The following is a 16,625-nucleotide window of genomic DNA, read 5'->3' on the forward strand; positions in this document are numbered from 1 at the left end:
CAACGCCTTCAAAAGCCAAACTCCTCGGTGCGCTCAAAGCTGTCTGGCAAACCAAACGCCTTCAGGCCGCCCACTGCGCCGATGCTGTTTTTGACGAAGCGATCGTCCACCAGATCAGCGGCCACGTGCTTGGGATCGAGCGCTGCCAAAAATTGATTGTCGCCCTGGATCAAGGTGCTCTTGAGGCGCGTGACCAGTTCTTCGGTGTAGCTGGGGAACGGATAAGGCTGGAAATCAATGCGCTGCTCATTCCAGCTCACCTGCTGGATGGCGCCATCGGCCTCATAGCCTGCGCGCTCGCTGATTGCAGGTGCCAGCACGCGCTGCAACACACTGCTGCTGTGCGGGGTGTAGCGGTTATTGCCGTCCTTGGCCAGCAACTGGGCGGCCTCAGCGCGGTTCTCACGCGTCCACAGTTGCGCCTTGACGATCGCATTGACCACTTTTTGCGACCACTCGGGGCGATTATTCAAATCGTGCTCGTGCATGAACACCACGCAGCATGCGTGGTTGCGCCACAGGTCGCCGGTAAAACGCTGCACACGGCCCACCTTCAAGTCCTCGGCCAAGGCATTGAACGGTTCGGCCACGATATAACCGGCTATCCGTTGGGTCGCCAGTGCGGGCGGCATGTCGGAGGGCGGCATCACCACCAGGTTCACTTCATTGGCCGCTAAGGGGCTGCCCACCGCACGCGTGACCGGTTGCAAACCGTTGTCACGAAACAGCTGCTGCACCACAACGTTGTGAATCGAATACCAAAACGGGATGGCGATGGATTGCCCGCCCAATTGCTTGACGTCGTTAATGTGCGGCGCCACGGTCAGACCCGAGCCACCGACGTGGTTCCAGGCCACCACTTTGGCCGGCACTTTGCTGCCATAGCGTGCCCATACCGTCATCGGCGACAGCAAATGGATCACGTTGACTTGCCCTGAGATGAACGCTTCGATCACCTGCGCCCAGCTGCGCAGCAGCACCGGGCGCTCGGCCTTGATCCCTTGCTCCTCGAACAGCCCGTTGTTGTGGGCCACCAGCAACGGCGTGGCGTCGGTAATCGGCAGGTAGCCAATGCGCACCGGGGCATCGGGCTCTGCCGCGGCACGCGCTTGCAAGCTGGCGAGCAGCGGCAATGCACCGGCAGCCGTCAGCATGGCGCTGAGTTTTAAAATGTCACGCCGTGTGTGAGTGAAGTCGTCCAGGCACATGTGCAAGCTCCAGCGAATCGGGCAAAGGTTCAGTAACAGGGTCAGGGGTGCGGCTCGCCCGCCGAAGGGTTTTAAGGATCTCAATGCGCAACGCGCCCAGCTCATCAATCCGGTCTGCGCGCGGCTGCGCCAAATCGATGCGCCACTCACCCACCGTGTGCGCCGGGCTGTGTCCCAGTAGCAGTATCCGGTCGCTGAGCAACAAGGCTTCATCAATATCGTGCGTGATCAGCAAGGCCGCGGTGTTGTGCCGCGCAATCACGCTCAACAACAATTGCTGCATGTCGGAGCGGGTGATCTCGTCTAGCGCGCCAAACGGTTCGTCGAGTAACAGCACTTGCGGTTGACGCGCCAGACAGCGCGCCAATGCAACACGCTGCGCCATGCCGCCCGACAATTGCGCCGGGTAGTGGCCCGTCGCGTGTTGCAGCCCCACTTCAGCAATCGCCTGTTCGACCCGCGCCTTACGTTCATCCGCCGCCACTTTTGGCTGACGCGCGAAATCCAGACCGAACGCGACATTGTTTTGGAGGTTCAACCACGGCAATAAACTGGGGTCCTGGAAGGCCACGGCTACGCGCGGGTGCGGCGAAGTGACAGTCTCTCCCAGCAGGCTGACACTGCCCGAGTGCGGGGTTTGCAAACCCGCCAATACCCGCAACAGACTGGACTTGCCCACCCCGCTCGGCCCCAGTACCGACACCACTTCACCCGGCACCAGTTGCACATCAAACCCTTCGAGCACCGATTGCCAGCCGTGCTCGCCGGCATAGCCCACGGTGATGTTGCGCGCCTCAAGCAGCAGCGAACTCATTGCGCACTGACCTGAGCCTGGCGTAACAGCTCGGCGCGTAACTGCACCAGGCTTGGGGTCACAATCGGGACGAAGGCCGACTCGCGCCAGCGCCGCGCAAACGCGCTGCCGTGGGCACATAAATAGGCTTTGCCACCGCTGGCTTGCAGCTCCAATTGCACCGCGCTGGCCGTGGCTTCTGCCAACGCAATGCGGATGTTGAACAAGGCGGCAGGATCGGCCAGAAAACGCCCGTCCAGCAGCCCTGCTTTCAGCGCCTGCACCTGCGCCTCTAATTGTGCTTGCTGCTCGTGCAGCAACCCGAGCAACGCAGAACGCGGGCCTTGCAGGTGAGACTCGGCTTCTTGCAACGAACGCCTGGCCAAACCAATCGACAAGCCGCACTGCAACCCTAAAAACGCCGGGCGTACAGCCGGTAAAAACTGCTTGGCGTTGTCGTGCAACAACCACTGTTCATTGACCTGCACATCCTTGAAATCGAGCGCCGCAGTGTTGCTCGACTGCAACCCCATCAGTTCCAGATCATCCGAACGCTGCAAACCGGGCAATGCATCAGCAATCGCCAGCACAAACGGCGCACCGCCCTCTTCACGCTCAATGGCGGCGGCCACCACAAACCCGCTTTTGCGTAAATTGGTGACCCAGTGCAAACGACCATTGAGCGCCCAGCCATTGGCCTCGGCGCGGGCCCGCACTTGCAAAGACTCGATCCCCGAAAGGAATTTCATCGCATTGGACAGCCCGGTGGCCCCAGCCAATTGGCCACTCAGCAATGGGGGCAACAGGCGCTCACGCAAGCCGCTGTTCGGGCTGTGCAGCAAGTATTCGATAAAGGCACGCTGGCCCCAAAACACGAACGCCGAGGCCAGCGAATGACTGGCCACATTGGCCATGACCTCCAGCGCGTCAGCCAGGTTGCCACCCGTACCGCCCAGTTGCGTATTGATCCCGACCCGTAACACATTGGCCGATGCCAACTGCGACAGAACGTGTTGCGGATCACTGTGCCCGAGGTCGAGCGCCTCAGCTTCGGCATCCAGCCAATGACTCAATACAGGGTCAAGCATGTCGATTTCTCCTTTAAATCGGGACCGTCGGTTTACGCCGGTTGGGTCCAGCTATAGCGCGCCAGTTCAGGGTTCAACGGGGTGCGGGCGAACACGTTGGCAAAGTTGCACAAGGTCGCCAGGCTAACGCCCAGAATCACCTCCAGCGCCTGCCCCTCGGTGAACCCGGCAGCTTTGAAGGCGGTGTAGGTGTCGTCGCTGACATCGCCGCGCTTGGCAATCACTTCGCGGGTGAACGCGGCCAGCGCTTCCAGGCGCTCAATCGGCAGCTCAGTTTGCCCACGCAGCGCCGTCACCACTTCGTCGGGCAGTTTGGCCTTGTTCTGCGCCACAGCGGTATGACCTGCGACACAAAAATCGCAACCATGGCGGGTCGCCGCAATCAACTGCACCACTTCCCTTTCTTGCAGGGTTAGCTCAGCCTTGCCATTGATTCCCGAAACCGTGACATAAGTCTCCAGTGCCGCTGGCGCATTGGCTAGAATGCCCAGCAGGTTGGGGATGAACCCGGAGTTTTTCTGAGCGGTTTGCAAAAATGGCTTGGCGGCTTCAGGGGCAGTTTCAAGGGTATGAAGCGTTACACGGGACATGAAGTGACTCCTGCAAAGGGTGTCTGATCAGTCTGTTGGTTATAAAAATTTGATTCCATATTCTAAAGTAGCGATTACTTGCTTCTGAGTGTTTCCATTAGATGAATTCGTCCAGTCCACTGATCGATTGGTTATTAGAGAGCCTTGAGCTGGATGCCAGCCTGTTCCATGTTGGCCGCTACTGCGGCGGTTGGCACAGCAGCACACAGGGCTTGGCCCGCGCCAGTTTTCATGTGGTGGTGCAAGGGCATTGCTGGCTGCACATTGAGGGTCATGAGCAAGGCATCAGGCTCGATACCGGCGATGCGTTATTTTTGCTGCAAGACTTGAATTACCGGCTGTCCAGTGCGCCCGAAAGCGCGCTTGCCGGCCAGTTGCCCCGTCAAACAATGCAGGCCCTCGAGCCACTGGCCGAAGATGGCACAGGACTGGTGTGCGGCTTTTTTCATTTTCAGCCGGGCCTGTCCGCCCTGATCATCGAGGCCATGCCCGGTTGGCTGATCCTGCGAGCATGTGATACGGGCGCCAGCGCAGCACGCAGCGTCTTTGAGTTGATCTTGCAAGAATGCCAACGCACTCCGGCGCCTTCCGATGCCCTGCTGGAGCGTTTAAGCCATTTGCTGTTTCTGTATGTGCTGCGTCAGCAAGTGGGCAATAACCCGAACCTCGGCGGCCTTGTGGCATTGGCGCGGCAACCGGCGCTTTCGGGCTTGCTGCAACAATTGATTGAGCACCCCGAGCAGCCGTGGACACTGGAGAGCATGGCGGCCTGTACCGGATTATCACGCTCGGCGTTTTTCAAGCGATTTAGCGAACATGCCGGACAATCCCCCGGCCATGTGTTGCTGGCGCTGCGCATGCGTCATGCCTGCCAGTTATTGCAAACCGGGCACACCGTTGAACACGTGTGTGCCGCCGTGGGGTATCAATCGATTGCTGCCTTCACCCGGGCGTTCAACAAAGCCATTGGCGTGCAACCGGGCGCCTACCGCAAGCAGCATGAACACCGCTGAACACCGCTGAACACCGCTGAACACAGGAGAATCACGTGACAGAACCCGGCCCCCTACATCAAAAAGCCCTTGATCGGTTCCTTGCTGAACACCCGGATCTTAAACAACAACTTGACACGCTTAACCCGCTAGAAGCCCGCGCTGTGGGTCAAACGATGCAGGAGTACCGCCAGGAGCGGCTGAATGAGGCCTTTGAAGCCGAGGCCGAGCGTTTAGGCTTTTTTGCCTGGGAGCTGACATTGAAACTCACCAGCGAAAGCGATCACGCCTTTCAAGCCCAGCGTCTGGAGGTGCACCGCGAAGTCGCACAAATGGCAGGCATGCCATGGGCTGAATATTGTGAATTACATGGGTTGGTCGCACCGTAACGGTAGCCTTTGACGCGTCACACGAGGCTGCGCACCCAAAAATAGCCTGGGTGCTCACGTGTCGAGCGATGGCGTCCAGATACTTGAACACACCTTCGCAAGCAACACCTTGTTGTGACTGAACACAATCAGCCCCAGTTCACGGCGCTTGACCTCTTCGAGCAGGACCTGCCACACCTGCGCCTGAACATGCGCATCCAACTGCGCTGTCACCTCATCGGCAATCAAGTAACGGGTGCGCGGGTCCAGTGCCCTGAGCAGCGCGATACGGGCCAACTCGCCACCCGACAGCTCATTCGGGCGGCGTGTCAGCCAGACTGGACTGATCGCCAAACGATCAAGCCACGCCGCATTGGGAGACCAGGCATCGCGCAGGCTATCGCCCGTGGTGCGGTAAGGATTGAAGGTCAGCTCCGGGTGCTGAGGCACTAGTTGAATCGGGCAATAGCCCTTTTTCAACAGCGGTTTGGCGCCCACTGTCACCCGGCCAGAGGTTGCGTTTTGCCATTGCGCCAGAACACGGCCCAAGGTGGTTTTGCCATAGCCACTGGGAGCAGAAATACCTTTACGTTCGCCTGCGCTGACCTGAAACGACACCGAGTCCCACAATCGTAGGCCGTTTTGCACAATGGTTAATTGCTGCACCTCAAGCATAAGGCTGGCGCTCATGTGCCGGTACGCGGCCAGCAATGAACTGTTGCTCGGGCAAAGCTGCCCACAGTGACTGTAACCACGGGCTACCGCCATGCTCGCGCAAGTCTTGTGCGCTTAATGTTTCATGCAGCTCGCCTTGGTGCAGCACCGCTATTTTGTCGGCAAAACGGGCCGCCAGTGCCAGATCGTGAGTCACCCATAAAATCCCGCGACCCTGTTGGCAAAAGCTTTTGAGGTGGGCCAACAATTGACAGGCGTGTTCGTCATCCAGCCAAGCCGTGATCTCATCTGCCAAGAGATAGCGTGCGTGGGTAAGCGCAGCGCAGCTGGCCAAGACCCGCTTGGCCATTCCGCCTGAGAGCCTGCGCGGGTACTCGTTAACCAGTTCGGGTGGCAAGTTGTATTGCTGAAGTTGTTGCGAAACCTCTTCCAGGCTTAACGCGGTCCCACTCAACAACGCTGCACGTTGCAACTGCGGGCCCACCTTTATCAGCGGGTTCAAGGCACTGACGCCCTGCGGCACATAGCACAGCATTTTACCGCGCTGATGAACTTTACCGGCCTCACCCAGCACGTCCCCATCCAGCCATGTGTTACCACGACAACGCATGTTTTCTGGCAACAAGCCCAGCGCACTTTGCAGTAGCAAACTTTTGCCTTCGCCGCTGGAACCAACCAGCGCCACCAGTTCACCGGGGTGAATCTCAAGCGAGATATTGCTTAACAACGGATGCCAGGTTTTGTGGCCTAGCCAGTGGTACTGCGCAATATCGATTGCCAATTGGTCGAATCTGAGCATCAGGAGATCCTTATCCATAATTGCTGCAAGGCCCGTGCGAACTGATCGAATACCAACACCAATCCCACCAGAATCAAACCCGGAAATAATGCCAACCACCAGGCTCCACTGCTCAGGTAACGCAACGCATCCGCCAGTAATAGCCCCAACGACGGATCATGGGGTGCCAGACCGAAGCCTAAAAAGCTCAGCGCAGCCGAGTGCAAAACGGCGTGGGGGAACATCAACAAGGTGCCGATGATCCATTGCGGCAGCAGTAACGGTAGCAAATGATGGCGCCAGCAATAAAAACGGCTGTTGCCCAAGCGGTACGACAGCATCACAAAGTCAGTCTCCCGGATACGCAAGATTTCGCCCCGCAGGATCAACGCCAGCCGTGGCCAATGCGTCAATGCAACCGCCAGAATCACCCCCTGCTTACCGCCACCCAGTGTGAAACAGATCAGCACCAGCAAGAGCAGGTGCGGCAATGCCAGCAGGCTGTCGATGACACCACGAACGATGAAATCCAGGGTTTTATTAACGGCGCACAGGCTGGCCGCCAGCATCGCCAACGCACCACTGCTAAAGGCGGCGATCAGACCGATTTGCAAACTGGTGGTCATGCCCTGAAAGCAGCGCAACCAAAGGTCGCGCCCCAAGCTGTCAGTGCCAAACCAGAACGCGCTTGAGGGCGCCTGGCGCCGTGCGAGCAAGTCGACGCTCACGTCGACGCCCGACACTGAAACGCCATAGGCAATCAGACATAACAACAGCAGCAAAGACGCGCTCAGGCGTAATAAAGCGCGATTTGGATTGTAGGTCATGAGGGGCGCACCACCCCGCGGTTGAGGCGCAGTAACAGCGCATTCGCAATGCTGTTGCCGATAAATACCAGCACCGTGCACAGCATGACGATACCCATTAACAATGGGATGTCCCCACGCAAACCAGCATCCACTGTGGCCTGCCCCAGGCCTGGATAAGCAAAGATTTTTTCAGCCAGCAACGAGCCGCCAAGCAACTCCCCCACCGATGCAAACTGCAAGCACACCGCTGGCGTAAGGGCATGGCGTAACACATGAAAGTTGATCAACGGCCATCCTTTATCGCCTTGAGCATGTGCAAAACGAATGAATTCGCTGTTCATCACCTCGGCAACCCGTGAGCGGGTATGCAGCGCGATATTGCCCACACCCAGCAACCCCAGCGCCAGCATCGGTAACACCAGGTGTCGGAGCTTGTCGCCCCACGTCGCTGTTTGTGCATCGCTGCCTGGGGTCCACGCACAACAGATGGGGGCCCAATTAAGCGTCACCGCAAACAACGACAGCAACAACAGGCCAATCCAGAATGTCGGTAAGGACACCAATACGTAAGACACCGTAGAAAGCAATCGATCCGGCCAGCGATTCAAATAGCGCCCGGCTGTCATTCCCATCGCAAGACCCACACACCCGCAGAACACCCAGGCCGAAAATAGCAACATGAACGATGTCGCAAAACGCTCGCCGATGACATGAGAGACCGGGGCGTTGTACAACATCGAGTAGCCAAAATCCCCCTGCAAAATCTGCACAAACCAGTGCACAAAACGCTCCCATAACGGCAAATCGAGACCCCAGCGTGCAGCGATCAGCGGGTATTGATCAGGCGGGACATGCAACAAGTCGCTGCCAATATAAGCTCGAATCGGATCAACCGGCGAAAAGCTGAGCAGAGTAAACGTACCCGCAGCCGTCACCAGCAACAGACCTGCCAAACGCATAATTGCGCCAAGCAAGGCTACAGCCACAGAGACCGCCGGCGTGCTGGCAGGAAAACCTGGCGGTCGGGTCCGCCCGGCCTTGGCTCGCAGAGTACTCAAGAACATGTTGCGGCCTCGCAAATCAAAGGATCATTTCCCAAATGGCAGAGTGCACCTCTGTCCCCACAGAGCGTATTTGCTCACAAGCCTTTTGGGCTTGCCCCGGTAATGGAACTGATTGGGATACGTGTCCCACACAAACGTGTAATGGACACCTTATCGAGTCAGGACGGCATCAATCAGTAATCGGACCCTGTGAACGACTATGAAAATTCACGAAACCCAAGTGCCTGTAACCACACCGCTCACTGCGCCAGAGCCAGTAAAAGCGAAGTCCCCCCTGTCGGAGAACCTCACGTCAGCCATTAAGGCAGAAGTGCAGTCTCATTTCCCCGCAGCCCTACATCCTCAAGAACGTGCCTCTCTGGCAGATACGCTCAAGCAAGCGTTTAGCGACCACATTCACGCTTTGCTCCCCCAGGCGCTGCACATGGATAGCGATACTAAAGACCAAGCTCGGGGTGCCGGCTGGATGGTCGCTGGCGCAATGATGCAGGGTGCTGGCAAAAAGATCGGTTCTGCGGGGGGGTTGGGGCCCAAAGTGATTGGCGCTGGTATCGGCATAGCAGGCAAGGCCTCCGAAGAATATGGCAGGAATAAGTTCGAAAGTGCTGGCAATAAAGACACCAGCACTCAAGGACACAATGCCTACGCCGGGTTCTACAGAGGCTTTGGCGATCCATCCGCTAAAAAGTGAAACAGCGATTTTAGCTCTAAGAGCCTCTCCTCGCGCTCACGCGATTGACTTCGGATGAGCGCGCTTTGTGTAGATCCCGACGCAGGCATTGTTTTAAAGCGAGTCAACAAAGAACATCACTTACAGGTCCACCGCCAACTATCAAGACTGTTGAGCAGCGACCAGGAGCCGTGAATTTCTGGGGCGCCTTTGCCTAAATCAATGCATTGATCAGCCAAATAAGTGTGTTGCACATTGAGTAACCACGCCCAGGCCGCATCGCCTTTAATTCCTACGCCCGTTTTACCGTCCCACTCCACTTGTTGCCAAAACGGTACTGCCTGCTCCCAGGTCGGCGCATTCAGTGCCTGCTGCAAATGTTGATCCACAACCGGGTTTTTGTAGTAACCGGGGTTGTAGAACTCAACGCCCGCCGCTGCGCTGCTGTAGTGATGGTAAAGCTCCATGGGGTCGAGGCTGCCCCAGCCAAAAAGCGTTGGATTGGCGTGCATGTTTCGTTCGACGGTCTCCCAACTGCCTGACTTCAAATCCATGTCTATGCCGATGGGCTTGAGCATTGAGCGCACCGCCTGGGCCAGATCACGCCGTGTCGCATCACCACTGGCGTACCACAGGGTGATTTTTGCAGGGAGACCCTTTTTTTCGCGAGTCCCGCTGGCCGTTTCGACCCAGCCTGCATCGTTCAGGATCTGTTTGGCCTTGGCACTGTCACCATCTATGAAGGCCGCCTCGGGGTTGTTCCACGGCAGCCCTTGCACACCTGTGTAAGCGGCAATCGCATGACCTTCAAGAATTTGATCGGCCAGTAATTGACGATTGATTGCATAGTTGATGGCTTTACGTATCGCGACATCAGCGGTCACATCATTGCCGACCGGATCGCCGTGGGCATCCTTTTCGCCAGATGCCATCGTCGGCAGCACAATGCCGCGATTTTCAACGCTGGGCCGCACCCAGAGCTTCATACCCTGCGCAGGCGTGACCGCCAAAGAAGGGGCAATTCGTACAATGCCCAATTGCTGGCTTTGCGCTGCTGCGAATGCACTGTCTTCGTCAAGAAAGACAAATACCAGCGTGTCAAAGTCGTTTTTCTGCCCGGCGTAATACGGATTGGTTTCCACAACAAGCTGTTGCCCCGGCTGGTAATGGGTCAACCGGTACGGTCCTGCCCCTATTGGCTTTTGCGCATAGGTTTTAGCGTCGTACTTGTCGGCAGACACAATACCCAGTGAACCGAGCACATTGACGAACGTGCTTTGCGGGGCCTTGAGATGAATACGCACAGTGAGAGGGTCAATGACTTGTGCATCAAGGAAATTGCCCATGTCCACCTTGCCCCCGCTCGCGGCGGCATTGTTGTAGGTATACGCGACGTCCTTGGCTGTCAGGGCTGAGCCGTCGGAAAACTTCAAGTCAGGTTTGAGCGTAAGGGTCCATGTTTTGCCATCCGCACTGGCTTGATAATCGCTAAGCAGAAAGCGGCTCCAGGACAGGTCTTCGTTCTGCTTGAGCAAGGGACTGTGCAACAGCAAATAGCTGCCGTGGCTCCAACCGAGCATGGGATCGAACCCCTCAGTGGGTTCATCACCAATTGCCAGCTTCAGGGTCCGACCTTGCGATGAATACACCGGCGTCGCCAACACACTCAGCAAGGTCGCAGCTACCAGGGTTTTGCATAGGCAGGCGATCTTGGGCATTCGTCCTCCAAAAAGAAGTAGCATCGGCGCGATAATAAAGTAACGACCATACACATTTGCGGATGCCCATCAGTAATAGCAGCGCAGGTTCAAAAATCCAGTTATGCATCTGATTTTTTTAGTATTTATTACCTATAACGACTGACTTAACGTCAAGGAAACCACCTGATTATGCTCATCGCTCAAGGCCAGCGGCTCGCGCTGACAACCCTTACTCACGAGATGCAGATAACGCTGACCATCAATATTAAAAGCTCGTTAACACTCGATTGCGTGTGTTTTGGCCTCGATGCACAAGGCAGGCTGTCTGACGACCGCTATATGGTTTTTTTCAATCAACCCGCATCCCCCTGCCACAGCTTGTCGCTCTCTAACGGAAACGAATTCAGCATCGACCTCGCTCGCGTGCCCCCGACGATTGAACGACTGGTGTTCAGCGCCTCGGTTGATGGAAACGGCAGCTTGCGTGATATCCAGTCAAGCAACTTCACTGTGATGCATGCGGATCAGGAGCTTGCCACTTGCCCTTTCAACGGCGCAACTTTCGCCGAAGAGAAAGCCATCATGGTGGTAGATATTTATCGCAAGAATGGCGAGTGGCGCCTGGCAGCAAATCTGCAAGGTTTCAACGCTGGACTGGCAGCATTAGTGAACCACTTTGGGGCAACGGTCAGCGAAACGCCTGCTTCAGAGCCTGCGAAAATCTCCCTGGAGAAAAAAATCGCGACGGCCGCCCCGCAATTGATCAGCTTGGCCAAAAAAGCCCAAGTCAGTCTGAAAAAAGCCAATCTTGACAGCGTTAAAGCTCGCGTAGGGCTGGTGCTCGATGCATCAGGCTCAATGCACGGCCAATATGCCAAGGGCCGCGTACAAGAAGTGATTAATCGCCTGCTGCCGCTGGCCGTGCATTTCGACGACGACGGGGCCTTGGATTGCTGGGCATTCGGTGCCAAAACCTGCCAATTGTCACCCGTCACACTGAGCAACTATCAACACTTTGTTGAACAGGATAACGAGGGCTGGCGCGACTGGAATGTGGGCCGGCGCATCAATGACGAACCCAAAGCCATGCGCCAGGTGATCGACTATTACCAACAAAGCGCAGACCGTACACCGGTCTACGTCCTGTTCATTAGCGATGGCGGCGTCAGTGAAAACCGCGCCATTACCCAACTGATGATCGAAGCCGCCAAACTGCCGATTTTCTGGCAGTTCGTGGGCTTGGGTGGTCGCGGATACGGGGTGCTGGAAAAACTTGATGATATGCCGGGGCGGGTAGTCGACAACTGTAGTTTTTTTGCGCTGGACGACCTCAGTGACATCAGCGAAGAACAACTGTACGACCAGTTGATGGAAGAGTTCCCGGACTGGCTGAAGGCCGCAACATCAGCAGGCATCTTGGGCTGACCTTACACGCTCAGAGGCTTGTCAGAGCCGCTGAGCGACCTTGTGCTATACCCATATGGAAGATTTCCCGGCGACAAACAGACTTCACTGACAGAGGTTCGCATGTTCAAAGCACTAGCTGGTCACATGAAAGACAGAGACGTCCACACGATCAATGCCTTGCCATCGAACAACATCGAACTGTTCGACTGCTATACCGGCTTGGTGATGGGACTCCTTTACCGAAACTTTCCCCTGCCCGTAAAAATTGATTCTTCAGCCTTCATCGACTACAAATCCCCGCATGACATTAATCAGGAGACTCGCGAAAAAGAGGAACGTCTTTTCCTTGCCACGATTAAATGGCTGGCCGACGTGGGGTACATCCATTTTGACGGCATGTCAGACCTTTCATTTTTCGAGGTCATCCTGACCAACAATGGATTAAACATTTTGCGTGCCAAACCTGAAGGCGCGCAAACGTCACCCTCCATTGGCGAGAACCTGTCGCTATGCCTTAAAAATGACGACAGCGCGGACCTCCGCCAAATGGTAGGAGAAGCGCTAAGCCTAGGGAGCCGCCTGCTCAGTCCGATGATCCGCTCGGGGATTTGAGCCAAGTGCAATGATCAGCATGCCATTGCAAAACTTCTGTACCGGCCCGTTCTGAAAGCGTTGTCGGTTCACGCAGTGGCATACCCTCATATTGTGTGTATGCCGAATCACACAGCTTGGGTGATAGACGAATCAGCCGGGTTTGCGGTTCGATAGCGATCAGGTACAGATCAAACAAAGTATGCAAATCAGCACGAAGCAGTAGCCCATTGGTAACTGCGTGAGTGTGTAGACCTTTGTATGGGTGGATATGTGCAGCCTCCAGGACCTGAATCTGCTGGCAGTCAGTGATGGCGCAGCGATAGTCGTATGTAGCCAATATTTTTTTACGAAATGCTGGCTGCCCACGGCGTCGGATAATACTGGTCACCACTCGAGCACGAGCGTCTTCAACATCAAGAGGGCTGAACGCCCTATCCTGCTCAGCATCCGTTTCAGCTTTATCAAGCTCATGGTCGACGAGGTTTGATTCAGCACGTAACCCGATCATTTCAACCAGTCTCGGTTTGATGACCGAGCCTATGTTCTTTTGTGGCTTAAGTCCTTGAACCCAATTGAACCCGCTTTCTTGGTAGATCGAAGAAATATTTTGCATCCGGCGCTCAAAAGCACCTTCCTCACGCCCAAAACGCAGAGCTAACTCCCGATAAACATGGGCCTTAACGAACTTTTTCTGAGCGTTCTGTTTTTCAAGCATTACACGATATGCGTCAACAGACGCTTTAAGCTCTTCATCACTCCAACCTTGCGACATTACCTCATCCCTACAAATTCATGTGCTAGCGACAAAGTAGGGGAATTTACATTATTAGGTAGGACTTGTGAGGGGATAGAAGGTGGATCTGAATACAAAGCTGATCGAGTGAAATGCGACCCCATTCACTCGAAAATGCCTACAGGACTACACATCTTGTAATTTTTCATCATAAAGGGCGTGCATCCAATCCTCCTCACCGGATGCAAATGTGATTCACAGGGGCATTGGTACGGATTGTAGGCCCGTGCAGAAAAACACACGCACCCGTCAGTTGTTCGCAACGCGTTGTGCCGGAGCCACACAGGCAGATTTACATGTCATGGCCATGGGAACACAGCGGGATTGAAAAAGTGAATGGCTCAGTAACCGACTGTTATCGGTATCCATCCACGCCCGTTATATTCCATATTGATGATTACGTATAAGCACCCCCCTATAACGAGCCACAAACAAGTTAATTGTCAGACAAAATAACAATTTATATATCCGCTCGTCAGGCCAAGCGTTCAGAAAATCCAAAAAACTTGCCCTAAAATTTAAATGTGCTTTTCTAGTGAAGCGGAATCGACCCATCGTCTTCAAAGGATGAAGTGATGAATACTACAAATAAAGTTTCAACCCCTATTCTGTCAAAAAAAGAACAAACCCAAATAAACGACATTACTCAAAAAATCACACAGCACAGTAATGATCTACGCGCACGATATAAGCTATTGGGCTATCAGAACGTGATAGGTGCCAGTGTCATGGCATTTTCTGTGGCGGGCATGGTAACCACGGGTACGTTGTATGTGAAAGGCCTGATACCTGGATGGCTGTGCATTCTCATAAATGCTTTATTGACGTCACTCATACATGAATTGGAGCATGATTTAATCCATCGTTTATATTTCAGAAAACAACCCTTTGCACATAACCTGATGATGCTGCTTTGCTGGATCACCCGTCCAGGGATGCCAAGCCCTTGGCTAAGACGAGAACTGCACTTTCACCATCATAAAGAATCGGGCACCGATACTGATGTTGAAGCATGGATTACCACCAGCGGTAGCCCGTGGGGCGCCAAGCGCTTTTTAAAACTTGTCGATGGATTCATTTTTGGCATTGTGAATGCTTTGTGTGCGCCCACCTGGCGAGAAAAAATCAGATTAACTATCAAAGTGCTTCGCTTAAATGCACCCATGGGCCTTTTATACTGGGGCTGCTGGTATGTGTTCCTGGGGTATCACTTCTACACATGGGCGTGCTCTATTATGGGCGTTGCGTATCAGCCTTCCTCTACCACCGCCCTGCTGATGAGCGTGATAAATGGCGCCGTGGTTATCATCATCGCGCCCAACATAATACGCCAGTTCTGCCTGTTCTTTATTAGCTCCAACATACATTATTATGGCGATGTGATGCCCCGTAATGCTTTACAGCAAACGCAGGTCATGAATCATTGGTGGCTGTGGCCATTCCAGTTGTTTTGCTTTAACTTCGGAAGCACGCATTGCATTCATCATTTCGTGGTTAAAGACCCCTTCTACCTTCGCCAAATGACAGCAGCATTTGCTCACAAGGTATTAGCCGAAGCGGGTGTTCGCTTTAATGACTTTGGCACCTATAAACGCGCCAACCGTTACACGCAAACTCAGACAGACACGTAACCCACATTAATACTTTGCATCCGCTGCACTTGCACAATCCAGCGACCGTGCACGCGCGTTAATACGCCTTCAACATAACCTTTGGCACAATCGCAATCACGACATCGTACACGCACGTTCAATAACAGTCACTTTAACCGCATAGGGCCTTAAGCATGGAAGCAAAAGGGATATGGGCGAAAGAATTCGAAAGCGTCAAGTGTGCTTTTGAGTCTATCTTTAATGATCCACAGGAGCGAGGGGGAGGACTCTGCGTTAAGATCGGCGATGAAACTGTCATCGATGTATGGGCTGGCTCATCGGACCTTGAGGGCAATAAACCTTGGCTGGAAGATACATTGGTCAACACCTTTTGCGTTGTCAAACCGTTCGCAGCAGTGGCTGCATTAATGCTGGTTGAGCAAGGAAAGTTAGAACTAGACATCCCAGTGGCTCATTACTGGCCGGAGTTCGCACAGGGCGGCAAGGGTCAGATTACCTTGCGCCATGTAATGAGCCATACCTCCGGGATTCCGGCGTTGAGACTGCCGGACCACAATCCTGCGATGTATGACTGGGAGCATATGGTTAATGTCTTGGCTGCTGAGCCCTTGTGGTGGAAACCAGGCACAGAGCTAGGGTATGGCACCACAACCTATGGCTGGATCATTGGGGAACTGATTCGGCGAACTGACGGACGCGACCCTTGCACTTTTATCCGTGATGAAATAACACATCCCCATGGGTTAGAAGTTCATCTGGGCGTAGAGGAACACAATTATTGTCGCATCGCCCATTTTGACGCGGCTAAAGGACGAATCGGCGATCCTTACTCCAAGCAATTACGAGACCTGGTTGTGACCCACTCAGAAGATATTTCAACCCTGGCATTTACCAACCCAGGCATGTCGCCCAAGCGCTCATCTGACCCCAGGTGGTGGGCCTTCCAACAGCCCGGTGCATGTTCACACAGCACGGCAGGTGGTTTAGCCGGCTTTTACAGCACATTACTGGCTGGGCGTTTGATCAGTAGAGAGATGCTAAATGAGTTCACCAAAGAGCACAGCAACGGCATGGATCGCATTTGGAAGCGGCCAATGCGTTATGGCCTGGGTTGCATGATGGAGCAAAAAGCCGATCCGGATGCCTCGCACTGCATGGGGCCTAACACCTTTGGTCATATAGGCCTAGGCGGTCCAATTGCCTTCGCCGACGCTGAACGTGAGATCAGCTTCAGCTTTGTGACAACCACCTCAGGTGCTCACACAATGATTGATCCACGCGCTCAGCAACTTGCGGCGCTTGCCTACGCGGCAATCTGAAAAATGCAGATCAACTTGCCAGACACAAGTGGCAAGTTGATCTATGTATTATCCCGATCGCCACACCAACCCTTTTCAATTTCAGCGTGGTCTTCAACTGCACGGAAAACTTGCATCGAGGACACTTCAGACAATAAAGCACCACCGAAGAAAAAAGCAACCCC

17 protein-coding genes are annotated in these 16,625 nt (G+C 54.7%); 7 read left to right on the forward strand and 10 right to left on the reverse strand.

What is annotated here, in order from left to right:
* Window positions 1-8 precede the first annotated feature (8 nt).
* Genes ACP7A4_RS14150 through ACP7A4_RS14165 form a run of 4 tightly spaced genes read right to left on the reverse strand, consistent with a single transcriptional unit; the run spans window position 9 to window position 3,679 of the window.
* Entirely contained in the window at window positions 9-1,208 is a 1,200-nt protein-coding gene (locus tag ACP7A4_RS14150) for an ABC transporter substrate-binding protein (protein WP_426247477.1), read from the reverse strand.
* Complete coding sequence (locus ACP7A4_RS14155; RefSeq protein ID WP_426247479.1) at window positions 1,174-2,022, reverse strand: ABC transporter ATP-binding protein; 849 nt, start codon at window positions 2,020-2,022, stop codon at window positions 1,174-1,176. The genes ACP7A4_RS14150 and ACP7A4_RS14155 overlap by 35 nt, the downstream gene beginning before the upstream one ends.
* Window positions 2,019-3,089 carry an acyl-CoA dehydrogenase family protein gene (locus ACP7A4_RS14160; protein ID WP_203302489.1) on the reverse strand — a complete coding sequence of 357 codons (1,071 nt, stop codon included), beginning with the start codon at window positions 3,087-3,089 and terminating at the stop codon, window positions 2,019-2,021. The genes ACP7A4_RS14155 and ACP7A4_RS14160 overlap by 4 nt, the downstream gene beginning before the upstream one ends.
* Before the next feature lie 32 nt (window positions 3,090-3,121).
* Complete coding sequence (locus ACP7A4_RS14165; protein ID WP_203302488.1) at window positions 3,122-3,679, reverse strand: carboxymuconolactone decarboxylase family protein; 558 nt, start codon at window positions 3,677-3,679, stop codon at window positions 3,122-3,124.
* 101 nt (window positions 3,680-3,780) lie between these two features.
* On the opposite strand from ACP7A4_RS14165, the gene ACP7A4_RS14170 reads away from it, so the two are divergent.
* Together ACP7A4_RS14170 and ACP7A4_RS14175 are read left to right on the forward strand one after the other, a co-directional pair.
* Entirely contained in the window at window positions 3,781-4,692 is a 912-nt protein-coding gene (locus tag ACP7A4_RS14170) for an AraC family transcriptional regulator (protein ID WP_203302487.1), read from the forward strand.
* 35 nt (window positions 4,693-4,727) lie between these two features.
* Window positions 4,728-5,060, forward strand: a complete 333-nt coding sequence (locus ACP7A4_RS14175) for a DUF6388 family protein (protein ID WP_426247482.1) — start codon at window positions 4,728-4,730, stop codon at window positions 5,058-5,060.
* Between the two features lie 54 nt (window positions 5,061-5,114).
* On the opposite strand, the gene ACP7A4_RS14180 is transcribed toward ACP7A4_RS14175, so the two are convergent.
* From ACP7A4_RS14180 to ACP7A4_RS14195, 4 genes are read right to left on the reverse strand one after another with little or no spacing between them, the layout of a single operon-like run.
* On the reverse strand, window positions 5,115-5,729 hold the full coding sequence (locus tag ACP7A4_RS14180; RefSeq protein WP_238938306.1) for an ATP-binding cassette domain-containing protein: 615 nt from the start codon (window positions 5,727-5,729) through the stop codon (window positions 5,115-5,117).
* On the reverse strand, window positions 5,707-6,513 hold the full coding sequence (locus ACP7A4_RS14185; protein WP_426247484.1) for an ATP-binding cassette domain-containing protein: 807 nt from the start codon (window positions 6,511-6,513) through the stop codon (window positions 5,707-5,709). Before ACP7A4_RS14185 ends, ACP7A4_RS14180 begins: the two co-directional genes overlap by 23 nt.
* Window positions 6,513-7,319 (reverse strand): ABC transporter permease, encoded by an 807-nt coding sequence (locus tag ACP7A4_RS14190; RefSeq protein ID WP_059762951.1) that lies wholly within the window; start codon window positions 7,317-7,319, stop codon window positions 6,513-6,515. The genes ACP7A4_RS14185 and ACP7A4_RS14190 overlap by 1 nt, the downstream gene beginning before the upstream one ends.
* Entirely contained in the window at window positions 7,316-8,365 is a 1,050-nt protein-coding gene (locus tag ACP7A4_RS14195; RefSeq protein ID WP_426247487.1) for an ABC transporter permease, read from the reverse strand. The genes ACP7A4_RS14190 and ACP7A4_RS14195 overlap by 4 nt, the downstream gene beginning before the upstream one ends.
* Before the next feature lie 199 nt (window positions 8,366-8,564).
* Between ACP7A4_RS14195 and ACP7A4_RS14200 the strand changes: the two genes are divergently transcribed.
* A complete protein-coding gene (locus ACP7A4_RS14200) occupies window positions 8,565-9,056 on the forward strand; it encodes a hypothetical protein (RefSeq protein ID WP_426247489.1) in 492 nt (163 codons plus the stop codon).
* A gap of 116 nt (window positions 9,057-9,172) precedes the next feature.
* Here the strand turns inward: ACP7A4_RS14200 and ACP7A4_RS14205 are convergent, their stop codons facing one another.
* On the reverse strand, window positions 9,173-10,753 hold the full coding sequence (locus ACP7A4_RS14205; protein WP_059762954.1) for an ABC transporter substrate-binding protein: 1,581 nt from the start codon (window positions 10,751-10,753) through the stop codon (window positions 9,173-9,175).
* Window positions 10,754-10,924: 171 nt separating this feature from the next.
* Here ACP7A4_RS14205 and ACP7A4_RS14210 point away from each other — a divergent pair, with 171 nt between their 5' ends.
* Both ACP7A4_RS14210 and ACP7A4_RS14215 read left to right on the forward strand, forming a co-directional pair.
* Entirely contained in the window at window positions 10,925-12,160 is a 1,236-nt protein-coding gene (locus tag ACP7A4_RS14210; protein ID WP_426247491.1) for a VWA domain-containing protein, read from the forward strand.
* 102 nt (window positions 12,161-12,262) lie between these two features.
* A complete protein-coding gene (locus tag ACP7A4_RS14215) occupies window positions 12,263-12,754 on the forward strand; it encodes a hypothetical protein (protein WP_426247493.1) in 492 nt (163 codons plus the stop codon).
* Here ACP7A4_RS14215 and ACP7A4_RS14220 read toward each other — a convergent pair.
* The gene (locus ACP7A4_RS14220; RefSeq protein WP_426247495.1) at window positions 12,726-13,508 is read right to left on the reverse strand and encodes an HNH endonuclease; all 783 of its coding nucleotides are present in this window, start codon (window positions 13,506-13,508) and stop codon (window positions 12,726-12,728) included. The two genes, ACP7A4_RS14215 and ACP7A4_RS14220, sit on opposite strands and share 29 nt — an antisense overlap.
* A gap of 596 nt (window positions 13,509-14,104) precedes the next feature.
* Between ACP7A4_RS14220 and ACP7A4_RS14225 the strand changes: the two genes are divergently transcribed.
* Window positions 14,105-15,160: a fatty acid desaturase gene (locus ACP7A4_RS14225; protein WP_426247497.1), complete on the forward strand. Its 1,056-nt coding sequence runs from the start codon at window positions 14,105-14,107 to the stop codon at window positions 15,158-15,160.
* Between the two features lie 155 nt (window positions 15,161-15,315).
* Window positions 15,316-16,461 carry a serine hydrolase domain-containing protein gene (locus tag ACP7A4_RS14230; protein ID WP_426247499.1) on the forward strand — a complete coding sequence of 382 codons (1,146 nt, stop codon included), beginning with the start codon at window positions 15,316-15,318 and terminating at the stop codon, window positions 16,459-16,461.
* Window positions 16,462-16,625 lie beyond the last annotated feature (164 nt).

Source organism: Pseudomonas sp. TWR3-1-1 (genome assembly GCF_049896545.1).
Lineage (GTDB): Bacteria > Pseudomonadota > Gammaproteobacteria > Pseudomonadales > Pseudomonadaceae > Aquipseudomonas > Aquipseudomonas weihenstephanensis.

Excerpts from the sequence above, each read along its gene's own strand:
- ACP7A4_RS14220 (WP_426247495.1), bottom strand. The coding sequence starts at position 13,508 with ATGTCGCAAGGTTGGAGTGATGAAGAGCTTAAAGCGTCTGTTGACGCA.
- ACP7A4_RS14195 (WP_426247487.1), bottom strand. The coding sequence starts at position 8,365 with ATGTTCTTGAGTACTCTGCGAGCCAAGGCCGGGCGGACCCGACCGCCA.
- ACP7A4_RS14210 (WP_426247491.1), top strand. The coding sequence starts at position 10,925 with ATGCTCATCGCTCAAGGCCAGCGGCTCGCGCTGACAACCCTTACTCAC.
- ACP7A4_RS14185 (WP_426247484.1), bottom strand. The coding sequence starts at position 6,513 with ATGCTCAGATTCGACCAATTGGCAATCGATATTGCGCAGTACCACTGG.
- ACP7A4_RS14190 (WP_059762951.1), bottom strand. The coding sequence starts at position 7,319 with ATGACCTACAATCCAAATCGCGCTTTATTACGCCTGAGCGCGTCTTTG.
- ACP7A4_RS14225 (WP_426247497.1), top strand. The coding sequence starts at position 14,105 with ATGAATACTACAAATAAAGTTTCAACCCCTATTCTGTCAAAAAAAGAA.
- ACP7A4_RS14230 (WP_426247499.1), top strand. The coding sequence starts at position 15,316 with ATGGAAGCAAAAGGGATATGGGCGAAAGAATTCGAAAGCGTCAAGTGT.
- ACP7A4_RS14170 (WP_203302487.1), top strand. The coding sequence starts at position 3,781 with ATGAATTCGTCCAGTCCACTGATCGATTGGTTATTAGAGAGCCTTGAG.
- ACP7A4_RS14160 (WP_203302489.1), bottom strand. The coding sequence starts at position 3,089 with ATGCTTGACCCTGTATTGAGTCATTGGCTGGATGCCGAAGCTGAGGCG.
- ACP7A4_RS14150 (WP_426247477.1), bottom strand. The coding sequence starts at position 1,208 with ATGTGCCTGGACGACTTCACTCACACACGGCGTGACATTTTAAAACTC.
- ACP7A4_RS14215 (WP_426247493.1), top strand. The coding sequence starts at position 12,263 with ATGTTCAAAGCACTAGCTGGTCACATGAAAGACAGAGACGTCCACACG.
- ACP7A4_RS14200 (WP_426247489.1), top strand. The coding sequence starts at position 8,565 with ATGAAAATTCACGAAACCCAAGTGCCTGTAACCACACCGCTCACTGCG.
- ACP7A4_RS14180 (WP_238938306.1), bottom strand. The coding sequence starts at position 5,729 with ATGAGCGCCAGCCTTATGCTTGAGGTGCAGCAATTAACCATTGTGCAA.
- ACP7A4_RS14165 (WP_203302488.1), bottom strand. The coding sequence starts at position 3,679 with ATGTCCCGTGTAACGCTTCATACCCTTGAAACTGCCCCTGAAGCCGCC.
- ACP7A4_RS14155 (WP_426247479.1), bottom strand. The coding sequence starts at position 2,022 with ATGAGTTCGCTGCTGCTTGAGGCGCGCAACATCACCGTGGGCTATGCC.
- ACP7A4_RS14205 (WP_059762954.1), bottom strand. The coding sequence starts at position 10,753 with ATGCCCAAGATCGCCTGCCTATGCAAAACCCTGGTAGCTGCGACCTTG.